Source organism: Streptomyces sp. NBC_01210, assembly GCF_036010325.1.
Lineage (GTDB): Bacteria > Actinomycetota > Actinomycetes > Streptomycetales > Streptomycetaceae > Streptomyces.
On record NZ_CP108549.1, the window covers coordinates 6,651,209 to 6,663,715 of the forward strand.

The 12,507-nt window shown below is 69.0% G+C and carries 12 protein-coding genes; 9 read left to right on the forward strand and 3 right to left on the reverse strand.

The window, feature by feature from the left end:
• Window positions 1-31: 31 nt before the first annotated feature.
• The 4 genes from OG735_RS30395 (at window position 32) to mutM (ending at window position 2,715) form a co-directional block, all read left to right on the forward strand.
• On the forward strand, window positions 32-664 hold the full coding sequence (locus tag OG735_RS30395; protein ID WP_327328510.1) for a YceD family protein: 633 nt from the start codon (window positions 32-34) through the stop codon (window positions 662-664).
• A gap of 2 nt (window positions 665-666) precedes the next feature.
• Window positions 667-840, forward strand: coding sequence for a 50S ribosomal protein L32 (rpmF, locus tag OG735_RS30400; RefSeq protein WP_026165248.1), 174 nt, complete (start codon window positions 667-669; stop codon window positions 838-840).
• A gap of 19 nt (window positions 841-859) precedes the next feature.
• The gene (rnc, locus tag OG735_RS30405) at window positions 860-1,732 is read left to right on the forward strand and encodes a ribonuclease III (RefSeq protein ID WP_327326322.1); all 873 of its coding nucleotides are present in this window, start codon (window positions 860-862) and stop codon (window positions 1,730-1,732) included.
• 122 nt (window positions 1,733-1,854) lie between these two features.
• Entirely contained in the window at window positions 1,855-2,715 is an 861-nt protein-coding gene (mutM, locus tag OG735_RS30410; RefSeq protein WP_327326323.1) for a bifunctional DNA-formamidopyrimidine glycosylase/DNA-(apurinic or apyrimidinic site) lyase, read from the forward strand.
• On the opposite strand, the gene OG735_RS30415 is transcribed toward mutM, so the two are convergent.
• Entirely contained in the window at window positions 2,688-3,104 is a 417-nt protein-coding gene (locus OG735_RS30415) for a winged helix-turn-helix transcriptional regulator (protein WP_327326324.1), read from the reverse strand. The genes mutM and OG735_RS30415 overlap by 28 nt on opposite strands.
• A 111-nt stretch (window positions 3,105-3,215) precedes the next feature.
• On the opposite strand from OG735_RS30415, the gene OG735_RS30420 reads away from it, so the two are divergent.
• On the forward strand, window positions 3,216-3,803 hold the full coding sequence (locus OG735_RS30420) for a flavodoxin family protein (protein ID WP_327326325.1): 588 nt from the start codon (window positions 3,216-3,218) through the stop codon (window positions 3,801-3,803).
• Between the two features lie 86 nt (window positions 3,804-3,889).
• Here the strand turns inward: OG735_RS30420 and OG735_RS30425 are convergent, their stop codons facing one another.
• Complete coding sequence (locus tag OG735_RS30425) at window positions 3,890-4,801, reverse strand: CAP domain-containing protein (protein ID WP_327326326.1); 912 nt, start codon at window positions 4,799-4,801, stop codon at window positions 3,890-3,892.
• A gap of 140 nt (window positions 4,802-4,941) precedes the next feature.
• On the opposite strand from OG735_RS30425, the gene OG735_RS30430 reads away from it, so the two are divergent.
• From OG735_RS30430 to OG735_RS30445, 4 genes are all read left to right on the forward strand, one after another.
• Window positions 4,942-5,223, forward strand: a complete 282-nt coding sequence (locus OG735_RS30430) for an acylphosphatase (RefSeq protein WP_327326327.1) — start codon at window positions 4,942-4,944, stop codon at window positions 5,221-5,223.
• Window positions 5,224-5,609: 386 nt separating this feature from the next.
• Window positions 5,610-5,828 carry a hypothetical protein gene (locus tag OG735_RS30435; RefSeq protein ID WP_327326328.1) on the forward strand — a complete coding sequence of 73 codons (219 nt, stop codon included), beginning with the start codon at window positions 5,610-5,612 and terminating at the stop codon, window positions 5,826-5,828.
• A gap of 260 nt (window positions 5,829-6,088) precedes the next feature.
• A complete protein-coding gene (smc, locus tag OG735_RS30440) occupies window positions 6,089-9,643 on the forward strand; it encodes a chromosome segregation protein SMC (protein ID WP_327326329.1) in 3,555 nt (1,184 codons plus the stop codon).
• Window positions 9,644-9,855: 212 nt separating this feature from the next.
• Window positions 9,856-11,277: a sugar porter family MFS transporter gene (locus OG735_RS30445; RefSeq protein ID WP_327326330.1), complete on the forward strand. Its 1,422-nt coding sequence runs from the start codon at window positions 9,856-9,858 to the stop codon at window positions 11,275-11,277.
• A gap of 123 nt (window positions 11,278-11,400) precedes the next feature.
• Here OG735_RS30445 and OG735_RS30450 read toward each other — a convergent pair whose 3' ends face one another.
• Entirely contained in the window at window positions 11,401-12,372 is a 972-nt protein-coding gene (locus OG735_RS30450; RefSeq protein ID WP_327326331.1) for an LLM class flavin-dependent oxidoreductase, read from the reverse strand.
• Window positions 12,373-12,507 lie beyond the last annotated feature (135 nt).

Here is a 12,507-nt window from a genome sequence, read left to right on the forward strand (position 1 = left end):
CCCTCCCCACGATCCGAAAGCAGGAACAGCTCTGAACGCGCATCTCGACCACCGCAACCCCCTCGTGTTCGACACACACGAGCTGGGGCGGCGTCCTGGTGCGCTTCAGCGGCTGACCCGCACGGTCACGGCCCCCAAGGACTTCGGTATCGAAGGGGTCATCGGCGTGCCCTTGGGCGCTCCGATAGAGCTCGACCTCCGCCTCGAGTCGGTCATGGAAGGTGTGCTTGTCACAGGCACCGCCCGTGCATCGGTCGAGGGGGAGTGCGTAAGGTGTCTGGAGCCGTTGCACCAAGAGGTTGCGGCGGACTTCCAGGAGCTGTTCACGTACCCCGACGCCGACGACCGGGGCCGCACTGCGGAACCCGTCGACGACGCCGAGGACGAGGACAGGCTCTATCTCGAGGACGGCCTGTTCGACCTCGAGCCCGTGCTGCGTGATGCGGTGGTGCTCGCACTGCCGATGCAGCCGGTGTGCCGGGAGACCTGTGCCGGCCTGTGCCCCGAATGCGGGATCAGGCTGGACGAGAACCCGGACCACCACCATGACGCCGTCGACATTCGTTGGGCGGCGTTGCAGGGACTCGTCGGAACCGTCAAGGACGACGAGAAGGACAACATGGGCGGCGCCGAAGCGGGCGTCGACGAGAAGCAGGAGAAGTAGCCGTGGCTGTTCCGAAGCGGAAGATGTCGCGCAGCAACACGCGCCACCGCCGGTCGCAGTGGAAGGCTGCGGTCCCCACCCTGGTTTCGTGTGAGCGTTGCCAGGAGCCGAAGCAGCAGCACATCGCGTGCCCGAGCTGCGGCACCTACAACAAGCGCCAGGTCCTCGAGGTCTGAGCGGCTGGTGAGAGGCCCGATGTCTGAGTTGTCCAACGCCAAGAAGCAGGCAGACAACGTCAACGCAGCCTCGTCCCACACGCTTCTGGAAGGGCGGCTCGGGTATCACCTCGAGTCCGCCCTTCTGGTGCGTGCGCTGACCCACCGTTCGTATGCGTATGAGAACGGCGGTCTGCCCACCAACGAGCGGCTCGAATTCCTCGGGGATTCGGTACTCGGCCTGGTGGTCACCGACACGCTGTATCGCACCCACCCCGACCTGCCCGAAGGCCAGCTGGCCAAGTTGCGGGCCGCGGTGGTCAATTCGCGTGCGCTGGCGGAGGTCGGCCGTGGCCTCGAACTCGGTCTCTTCATCCGGCTCGGCCGGGGTGAAGAAGGCACGGGCGGCCGGGACAAGGCGTCCATCCTCGCCGACACCCTTGAAGCGGTGATCGGCGCGGTCTATCTCGACCAGGGCCTCGACGCGGCCTCGGAGCTGGTGCACCGGCTCTTCGACCCGCTGATCGAGAAGTCCTCGAACCTCGGCGCCGGCCTGGACTGGAAGACCAGTCTCCAGGAGCTCACCGCTGCCGAGGGGCTCGGAGTCCCGGAGTATCTCGTCACCGAGACCGGCCCGGACCACGAGAAGACCTTCACTGCTGCCGCCCGCGTCGGTGGTGTCTCGTACGGCACCGGCACCGGCCGCAGCAAGAAGGAAGCGGAGCAGCAGGCGGCGGAGTCCGCGTGGCGGGAGATCCGTGCCGCCGCGGACGAGCGCGCGGCTGCCGACAAGGCCGCCGCCGAGGTGGCGACCTCCGTGGAGGCTGCCGCTGATGCGGCGACCGACGCGGCAGGCGAAGAGGCCGCCGACGCCACTTCGTCCACGGAGTCCGCGGACCGGGCCTCGGCCTGAGTCCACGCTTCCGCTTTCCGCCGTGAGGCCCCTCGCTCCCTGGGAGCAAGGGGCCTCACGGATTTCGGTGGTGGCGGAGCGGTACGCTGCGGGCGTCACCGCGAAAGTTCTGAAGGAGCCCCGTGCCCGAGCTGCCCGAGGTCGAAGTCGTACGTCGCGGACTCCAGCGCTGGGTCAGCGGACGCACGATCGCCGAGGTGCAGGTGCTGCACCCGCGTGCGGTCCGCCGGCATCTCGCCGGCGGCGAGGACTTCGCGGCCCGGCTCAAGGGTCACAGCGTCGGTGTGGCCCGCCGCCGCGGCAAGTACCTCTGGCTGCCGCTGGCGGACACGGACGCCTCGATCCTCGGCCACCTCGGCATGAGCGGCCAGCTCCTCGTGCAGCCGGAAGCCGCACCGGACGAGAAGCATCTGCGCATCCGTATCCGCTTCGACGACACCCTCGGCACCGAGCTGCGCTTTGTCGACCAGCGCACCTTCGGCGGGCTTTCGCTGCACGACAACACCCCTGAGGGACTGCCCGACGTCATCGCGCACATCGCCCGCGATCCGATCGACCCGGCCTTCGACGACACGGCTTTCCACACCGCGCTGCGGCTGCGCCGTACGACCGTCAAGCGCGCGCTGCTCGACCAGTCGCTGATCAGCGGTGTCGGCAACATCTACGCGGACGAGGCGCTCTGGCGCGCGAAGCTCCACTACGAGCGCCCCACCGCGACCCTCACACGGCCGCGCTCGGTCGAACTCCTCGGCCACGTACGGGGGGTGTTGGTCGCCGCCCTCGCCGTCGGGGGCACCAGCTTCGACAGCCTGTATGTGAACGTGAACGGCGAATCAGGCTACTTCGCACGGTCGTTGGACGCGTACGGCCGCGAGGACGAGCCGTGCCGTCGCTGCGGCACGCCGATACGCCGCCGCCCCTGGATGAACCGGTCCAGCTACTTCTGCCCGCGCTGTCAGCGGCCGCCGCGCACCTCGTCGTAAGTGTCGCGTGCCGCCAGTACCTCGGGCATCCGCCCCTCCACGAATCGGATGAGGGTCAGCAGCCGCTCCGCGACCTGGCGTCCCAGCGGGGTGAGTTCGTAGTCGACCCGCGGCGGATTGGTCGGCTGCGCGTCCCGTCGTACGAGCCCGTCGCGCTCCAGCGCCTGCAAGGTCTGGGACAGCATCTTCTCGCTCACACCGTCGATCCGCCGCCGCAGCTCGTTGAAGCGGAACGTGCCTTCGTGAAGCGCTCCCAGCGTGAGGCTGCCCCAGCGGCCGGTGACGTCCTCCAGCGTGTCGCGCGACGGGCACTGGCGGGAGAACACGTCAAAGGCGAGGTCGCCGCCCGGACAGCCCCCGGTGCTCTCTTCCTGCGCACTGGTCTCCATGTCGACACCATACTCCGACGCAGCGCTAACCAGTGGGTTGCGCTAACTGAAAGTTAGTGCTTTTCTGGTGCCACCACCGACGAGCACACCGCTTTCGAGGAGACCCCTACCGTGACCACGCCTGTTGTCTCGATTGCCTACCACTCCGGGTACGGCCACACCGCCGTCATCGCCGAGGCTGTCCGCGAAGGAGCGGCCGGCGCCGGCGCCACCGTTCACCTGATCAAGGTCGACGAGATCGACGAGGCCCAGTGGGAGCTGCTCGACGGCTCCGACGCCATCGTCTTCGGGTCGCCCACCTACATGGGGACCGCGTCCGGTGCCTTCCACCAGTTCGCACAGGACACCTCCCAGCGCTGGTTCACCGACGCCTGGAAGGACAAGCTGGCGGCCGGCTTCTCCAACTCCGGCTCCAAGAGCGGCGACAAGCTGCACACCCTGCAGTTCTTCGCGACACTCGCCGCCCAGCACGGTATGCACTGGGTGAACCTCGGGCTCAAGCCCGGCTGGAACTCCACCGAGGGCTCCGAGCACGACCTCAACCGCCTGGGCTTCTTCTCCGGCGCCGCAGCCCAGACCAACTCCGACGAGGGCCCGGAAGGCGTGCACAAGGCCGACATCGCGACCGCGGAGCACCTCGGCCGCCGGGTGGCGGAGACCGCCCGCACCTTCATCGCGGGGCGGGCAGCCGCCGCCTGACCCCGCATGACCTTGCCTCACCCGCCTGACAAGGAAGAAGGCCCCGTCACCGAGGTGACGGGGCCTTCTCGCGTACGTACGAGCGACTAGAAGCCGAAGTCCTGCGTCCACCAGGGGCCGCCGGCGCCCAGGTGCACGCCGACGCCCATGGTCTTGTAGTCGCAGTTCAGTATGTTCGCGCGGTGACCGTCGCTGTTCATCCAGGAGGTCATCACCGCAACAGCGTCGGCCTGCCCGCGAGCGATGTTCTCGCCGCCGAGCCCCGGCACACCCGCCTTGTCGGCGCGGTCCCAAGGCGTCGCCCCTTCGGGGCTGGTGTGGTCGAAGAAGCCACGCGCGGCCATGTCGTCGCTGAAGTTCCCGGCCAGCGCCGCAAGCGGTGCACTGGCCTGCACCGGGCTGCACCCCACCTTCGCGCGCTCTTCGTTGACCAGGCGGAGCACCTTGGCCTCGGCGGCCGCGGCGGTCTCCGCACCCGAGGAGACGGGGGGCTTGGCCGCCGCGGACGGCCGCTCGGGCGCACGCGACTTCGTACGGGCCGGGGCGGCGCTCTTCGTCTGCTTCTGCGCCTCAGGGGCCTTCGCCTCAGGAGCCTTCGTCTGCTTCGGCGGCGTCGTCGACGGCTTGGTCGGCGTGGGTGAGGGGGTCTTCGACGGAGCCTGTGGGCGGGGGGCGTTCTGGCTCGCGGGGGCCGAGGCCCCGTTCGTCGGCTCCGCGCTCGCGTCGCCCTGGGTCTGCAGCTGCGCGGAACCCTCGGCGCGTACCCGCTCGGCGGAGTCGTTGCCGTGACCGACGGTGAACTTGTCGCCGCCCGGGAGCAGGCCGGTCGTGACGGCCACGGCACCTACGGCCATGGCTGCGGAGGCGCCGAGCAGCCCGGTGCGTACGGGTACAAGGCCCCGCTTCTTCCGGCGTGCACCACCCCGGTGCCGGCCTGCCGAGCCGTCCGCGTAGTCATCTGCGACGGGTGCGGCGGCGGAGCGTCGATGGCGTCCCATGCGCTGTGCCTTCCTGGTACTCGACGGTCAATCGTCAACATGACTCACCCATACGAGTGAGACTCATTGCGACGGGACTGTAGCCCATGTGGCGAGTGGGTGAAGTGATCGGAAATCTATTGGCCAGTTACCGTGCACGCATGAACGATGTTGCGCGGCTCACCGCGTGGGTACGCGGCCGAGTACAGGGAGTGGGCTTCCGCTGGTTCACCAGGGCAAATGCATTGGAGATCGGCGGCCTGACCGGCTTCGCACTCAATCTTGACGATGGCAGGGTGCAGGTTGTGGCAGAGGGGCCACGTGAGAATTGCCACCGTTTGCTGGAATGGCTTCGCTCCGACGACACACCCGGCCGGGTCGAAGGAGTTACCGAGATCTGGGACACGCCCCGCGGTGGATACGAGGACTTCGCGATCAGGTGATGATCACCGCGTAATTCGGCGCAGCGAAGATCGCCGCGTATGCCGACGGCACCTGCCGCGATGGAAATGGCCTGGTGGTTGCCAAGAACGGCTTGTCGTGCCAGGCTGCCGCAGTAAGGATGATCTCTACGCCCCCAGGGCCCCGCAGCGTGGCTCCGCCGCTTCTTTCGCGGCCGTGAGCCCCGGGTTGGCCCGTTGATACGGGGCGTGATCGTGTTGACCGTCAAACTTTTTGGTGAGACTCTGGAAGCCCCGCGCACCTTAGCTGTTTGGCAGTACAAACCGCAGCGCTAGCAAGTAACAATCACTGTCGAGCACCGCGGGTGCGAATCCCTCACGACCCACACCGCATTCGGTCGGTCACTCAGTGTGGAGGACCATCCATCATGGCAAAGGCGCTTCTCGGTTACGTCGGCGGTTCCGACCCGCGACTCCTCGCCGAGATGCGACGGCTGCAGCAGCGCGTCCAGGACCTCGAATCCGAGCTTGTACGGATCCAGTCCGAGAATGACGCGCTTAACGCTGCCGTTGCTCAGCACCCTGGAGAGTCGCTGCTCAACGGCATCGACATCGACGTGCACCAGCCGGAGCCCGCGCTCACCTGAGCAGGGGCGATCAGCTGGAGTTCATCGCGCAAGATATGCAAGGGACGCTTCGGCGTCCCTTCTTTCTTTTCCCGCCCTGCCTCGCCCCTTACAGTCCTTCCCTTACCGTCTGATGTGCCCTGCACCTTCATAGGTGAAACCGGGAGCGCTCTGTCTTCCGGGGTGACAACCCCCAGGCCTTCAGTCGAAAATCCCACGTGGCAGGCCGGAGTGGAGCAGCTCCGGCGGTCCGAGCGAAGCGAAAGGTAGAGTCCGGCGGCGTGCACCTCAAGGCCATGACCCTGCGCGGGTTCAAATCCTTCGCCTCCGCCACGACGCTGCGTTTCGAGCCCGGCATCACCTGCGTCGTGGGCCCCAACGGCTCCGGCAAGTCCAATGTGGTGGACGCGCTCTCCTGGGTCATGGGAGAGCAGGGGGCCAAGTCGCTGCGTGGCGGCAAGATGGAGGACGTCATCTTCGCCGGGACGACCGGGCGGCCTCCGCTCGGCCGCGCCGAGGTCTCCCTCACCATCGACAACTCCGACGGCGCGCTCCCCATCGACTACGCCGAAGTCACCATCACGCGGATCATGTTCCGCAACGGCGGCAGTGAATATCAGCTCAATGGCGACACCTGCCGGCTTCTCGATATCCAGGAACTCCTCTCCGACTCCGGCATTGGCCGCGAGATGCACGTCATCGTCGGGCAGGGCCAGCTCGACTCCGTACTGCATGCCGATCCGATGGGGCGACGGGCCTTCATCGAGGAGGCCGCCGGTGTTCTCAAGCACCGTAAGCGCAAGGAAAAGGCGCTGCGGAAGCTGGACTCGATGCAGGCCAACCTCGCCCGCGTGCAGGATCTGACCGACGAACTGCGCCGCCAGCTCAAGCCGCTGGGACGGCAGGCCGCGGTGGCCCGGCGGGCCGCCGTCATCCAGGCCGATCTGCGCGATGCCCGGCTGCGGCTGCTCGCCGACGATCTCGTACGGCTCCGGGAGGCACTGCGCGGTGAGATCGCCGACGAGGCCGCGCTCAAGGAACGCAAGGACAGGGCCGAGGCGGAGCTCAAGGCCGCGCTGACACGCGAGGCGGAGCTCGAGGACGAGGTACGGCGGCTGGCGCCGCGGCTGCAGCGGGCCCAGCAGAGCTGGTACGAACTCTCCCAGCTGGCCGAGCGGGTGCGCGGCACGATCTCACTGGCCGACGCGCGGGTGAAGAGCGCGACCGCGGCCCCGGCGGAGGAGCGGCGCGGCCGCGACCCCGAGGACATGGAGCGCGAGGCCGCCCGGATCCGTGAGCAGGAGGCGGAGCTGGAGGCCGCGCTGGAGGCGGCGGAGCACGCGTTGGAGGACACCGTCACGCACCGCGCCGAGCTGGAGCGGGAGCTGGCGGTCGAGGAGCGCCGGCTCAAGGACGTCGCGCGGGCGATCGCCGACCGGCGGGAGGGGCTGGCCCGCCTCAACGGCCAGGTCAACGCGGCCCGTTCGCGGGCGGCCTCCGCGCAGTCCGAGATCGACCGGCTGGCCGCGGCGCGCGACGAGGCCCAGGAGCGGGCCGTCGCGGCTCAGGAGGAGTACGAGCAGCTCAAGGCCGAGGTCGACGGTCTTGACGCGGGCGATGCCGAGCTGGGGGAGCGGCACGACGCGGCCAAGCGTGAACTGGCCGAGGCGGAGGCGGCGCTGAGCGCGGCCCGCGAGGAGCTCACCGGTGCCGAGCGCAGACGCGCAGCCGTCGCCGCCCGCCGGGAGGCGCTCGCCCTGGGGCTGCGCCGCAAGGACGGCACGGGTGCGCTGCTCGGCGCGAAGGACCGCCTCACGGGGCTGCTCGGGCCGGCCGCGGAACTGCTCGGCGTGACCCCGGGCTTCGAGGTTCCGGTGGCAGCGGCGCTGGGCGCGGCGGCGGACGCCATCGCCGTGGCCGACCCCGCGACCGCCGCCGAGGCACTGCGGCTGCTGCGCAAGACCGACGCCGGACGCGCCGCCATACTGCTCGGCGGCGCCCCCGAATCCGTACCGCAGGCGCAGCGCTCCGACGGTCCTCCGTACGCTGCCGACCTGGTGCGCGGGCCCGCGGAACTGATGCCCGCTGTGCGCCGGTTGCTGCATGGCATGGTCGTCGTCGGGACGCTGGAGGACGCCGAGGACCTGGTCTGCTCGCGGCCCGAGCTCACCGCCGTGACCGCAGAAGGAGACGTCCTCGGAGCGCACTTCGCGCAGGGCGGCTCCGCCGGGGCGCCGAGCCTGCTCGAGGTGCAGGCCTCCGTCGACGAGGCCGCCGCCGAGCTGGAGGAGCTGGCCGTACGGTGCGAGGAGCTGTCGGCGGCCCAGCGGCAGGCCGCGGGGCGGCGCGGTGAATGCGCCGCGCTCGTCGAGGAACTGGGAGAGCGCCGCCGGGCCGCCGACCGCGAGAAGTCCGCGGTGTCCGGGCAGTTGGGGCGGCTGTCCGGACAGGCGCGCGGTGCTGCGGGCGAGGCCGAGCGGACGACCGCGGCCGCCGCCAGGGCCCAGGAGGCGCTGGAGCGGGCGCGCGAGGAGGCCGAGGAGCTGGCCGAGCGGCTGCTCGTCGCCGAGGAGGCGCCCGCGGAGGAGGAGCCGGATACGCATGTACGGGACCGGCTCGCGGCCGACGGCGCCAACGCACGCCAGACCGAGATGGAGGCCCGCCTCCAGGTCCGTACGCATGAGGAGCGTGTGAAGGGGCTCGCGGGGCGTGCTGACGCGCTCGACCGGGGAGCGCGCGCCGAGCGCGAGGCTCGGGCACGCGCCGAACAGCGGCGCGCCCGGCTGCGTCATGAGGCGGAGGTCGCTGCCGCGGTGGCGAGCGGTGCCCGCCAGCTCCTGGCGCATGTCGAGGTCTCGCTGGTGCGGGCCGAGGCGGAGCGGGTCGCCGCCGAGGCGGCCAAGGCCGAGCGCGAGCAGGATCTGAGCGCCGCCCGCAATCAGGGACGCGACCTCAAGAGCGAGCTCGACAAACTCACTGATTCAGTTCACCGGGGCGAGGTACTCGGGGCCGAGAAGCGGCTGCGGATCGAGCAGCTGGAGAACAAGGCCCTGGAGGAACTGGGTGTGGAACCGGCCGGGCTGGTCGCCGAGTACGGCCCCGACCAGCTGGTGCCGCCGTCCCCGCCCGCAGAGGGAGAGGAACTGCCCGATGACCCGGATCACCCGCGCAACCAGCCGAGACCCTTCGTACGAGGGGAGCAGGAGAAGCGTCTCAAGTCCGCCGAACGGGCGTATCAGCAACTCGGCAAGGTGAATCCGCTCGCCCTGGAGGAGTTCTCGGCGCTGGAGGAGCGGCACAAGTTCCTCTCCGAGCAGCTTGAAGACCTGAAGAAGACCAGGGCCGACCTGCTGCAGGTGATCAAGGAGGTCGACGAGCGCGTCGAGCAGGTCTTCACGGAGGCGTACCGGGACACCGCCCGCGAGTTCGAGGGTGTCTTCTCGCGGCTCTTCCCCGGTGGCGAGGGCCGGCTGATCCTGACCGATCCCGACAACATGCTCACCACGGGCGTGGATGTCGAGGCCAGACCGCCCGGCAAGAAGGTCAAGCGGCTGTCGCTGCTGTCGGGCGGCGAGCGGTCGCTGACGGCCGTCGCGCTGCTGGTGTCGATCTTCAAAGCCCGGCCGAGCCCGTTCTATGTGATGGACGAGGTCGAGGCGGCGCTCGACGACACCAACCTCCAGCGGCTGATCCGGATCATGCAGGAGCTCCAGGAGTCCTCGCAGCTGATCGTGATCACGCACCAGAAGCGGACGATGGAGGTCGCGGACGCGCTGTACGGCGTCTCCATGCAGGGTGACGGCGTTTCCAAGGTCATCAGCCAGCGTCTTCGCTGACAGAGGTCTTCAACTCTTCAACTCTTGAACACAAGTCCCTCACGCGCCTGCCTGGAACTTCTTAAGGATCAGGTCTTGACTTCGAAACTTGAACGAATAGTCTCTGCAACGTTGCTTTTACCTTCAAGTGGTGGGTGGCAGGAAGTTGTGCGCCACTTGAAGGGCTCGCCCCCCACGCCCGGCGACGCTGCCGGACGGCCCCAGGAGTACACGTGACCAGCACTGAGCAGCCACCGCCGGCATCGCGAGGCCGGCAGGCCCACCCCGAACATATCGGCCATGTCATCTTCATCACGGCCGCCGCCGCGATGGGCGGCTTCCTCTTCGGTTACGACAGCTCGGTGATCAACGGCGCCGTCGAAGCCATCCGGGACCGCTACAACATCGGCTCGGGAACGCTCGCCCAGGTCATCGCCATCGCACTGATCGGCTGCGCCGTCGGCGCCGCGACCGCCGGCCGGATCGCCGACCGTATCGGCCGCATCCGCTGTATGCAGATCGCATCCGTGCTCTTCACCGCCAGTGCCATCGGCTCCGCTCTCCCGTTCGCCCTCTGGGACCTCGCCTTCTGGCGCATCATCGGCGGCTTCGCCATCGGCATGGCCTCGGTCATCGGCCCGGCCTATATCGCCGAGGTGTCGCCGGCCGCCTACCGCGGCCGGCTCGGCTCCTTCCAGCAGGCCGCGATCGTCATCGGCATCGCCATCTCCCAGCTGGTGAACTACGCCATCCTGCAGCTCGCCGACGGCAACCAGCGCGGCGAGATGCTCGGTATCGAGGCCTGGCAGTGGATGCTCGGCGTCATGGTCGTCCCGGCGGTGCTCTACGGACTGCTCTCCTTCGTGATCCCCGAGTCGCCCCGCTTCCTGATCTCCGTCGGAAAGATCGGCAAGGCGAAGGAGGTCCTCGGCGAGGTCGAGGGCCACAAGATCGACCTGGACGCCCGCGTCGCCGAGATCGAACTCGCGATGCGCCGCGAGCACAAGTCGACCTTCAAGGACCTGCTGGGCGGCCGCTTCAACTTCCTGCCCATCGTCTGGGTCGGCATCGGACTCTCCCTCTTCCAGCAGTTCGTCGGCATCAACGTCGTCTTCTACTACTCCGCGGCGCTGTGGCAGTCGGTCGGCATCGACCCGGCCAGCTCGTTCTTCTACTCGTTCACCACGTCGATCATCAACATCATCGGCACCGTGATCGCCATGGTCCTGGTCGACCGGGTCGGCCGGCGTCCGCTCGCCCTCGTCGGCTCGGCCGGTATGGCGGTCGCTCTCGCCTTCGAGGCCTGGGCCTTCTCCGCCGACCTCGTCGACGGCAAGCTGCCCAGCACCCAGGGCGCCGTCGCCCTGATCGCCGCGCATGTCTTCGTGCTCTTCTTCGCCCTCTCGTGGGGCGTCGTGGTCTGGGTCCTCCTCGGCGAGATGTTCCCGAACAGGATCCGCGCCGCCGCGCTCGGCGTCGCCGCCTCCGCGCAGTGGATCGCCAACTGGCTCATCACCGTGAGCTTCCCGAGCCTGGCGGACTGGAACCTCTCCGGCACGTACATCATCTACACATGCTTCGCCGCGCTCTCGATCCCCTTCGTGCTTCTGTTCGTCAAGGAGACCAAGGGCAAGGCGTTGGAGGAGATGGGCTAATCCCCGCTGCCCCGCTCCTCACCACGGAACTGCCCCGGCTCAGCTCTTGAGCCGGGGCAGTACCGATTCGCTGCGGCGGTAGGGGTACGAGGTCACCGTTCACGGGCGGTGACTGCTCTCGGCTCAGCCCTTGAGCCGAGGGAGAACGCGCTCCGCGAAGAGGTGCAGGCTGCGCCAGCCCTCATCCAGCGGCATCCCGCCGCACAGCGGGTGCAGCACCAGACTCTCCCCGCCGGCCTCCGCGCACTCGTCCGGCGTGACGACCCGGTAGACACCCTCGCGCCGCAACTCCTCGACGGTGGTGGCCTGTGAGCGCACCGCCGAGCGGATGTCCGTGGACTGCCAGGAGGCGTACATCCGAGCCTCGTGCAGGAAGTGCTCGCCGTACGCGGCCCAGGTGCGGTCCGGGTCCTCCGCTATGTGCAGCAAATGGGTCTTCGCTGCCGGCATCATCGTCCAGCCCTCCGTCCCGTACTCCGCGCGCCGCTCGTGGTAGTACGCCTCCAGCTCCGGCAGATGCGCGCTCGGGAAGAAGGGCAGTCCGAACCGGGCGGCGCGACGGGCCGCGGCCTGCGAGGAGCCGCCCACCAGCAGCAGCGGATGCGGCTGTGTGTACGGGCGGGGAGTGACCAGGACGGTGCGGCCGCGGTACTCGAACGGCTCACCCGTCCATGCCTTCAGCAGCGTCTCGAGGAGCTCGTCCTGGAGCTTGCCGCGGCGGCTCCACTCGACGCCCAACTGCGCGTACTCCTCGGGCCGGTAGCCGATGCCGGCCACCGTGACCAGCCGGCCCTTGCCGATCAGATCGAGTACGGCGATGTCCTCGGCCAGCCGCAGCGGATCGTAGAGCGGGCCGATGATCGCGGAGACGGTGACCGCGATACGGCGGGTGGAGCCGAGGACCGAGCCGGCGAAGACGAAGGGGGAGGGCAGCCAGTTGTTGGTGGCGCCGTGGTGCTCCTCGGTCTGGATGCTGTCGATGCCGCGGTCGTCGGCGTACGCGGCCATCTCGAGCGCGGCGCGATAGCGGGCCGCGAGGGTCTCGGGCGTCGCGTCGGGATCGACGAGATTGAAGCGGGCCACTGTGAAGGCCATGGGAACGGTCCCCTCCGCCGGGTGTGCTGTGTCTTCCCGGGGGACAACCCCGGGACCCGCGGCCGAAGAACAGGTCGGCGGGGCTGAACGGACAGCGGAGGGAGACCGTAGCTGACGAAGCGTCAGATGGGCAGG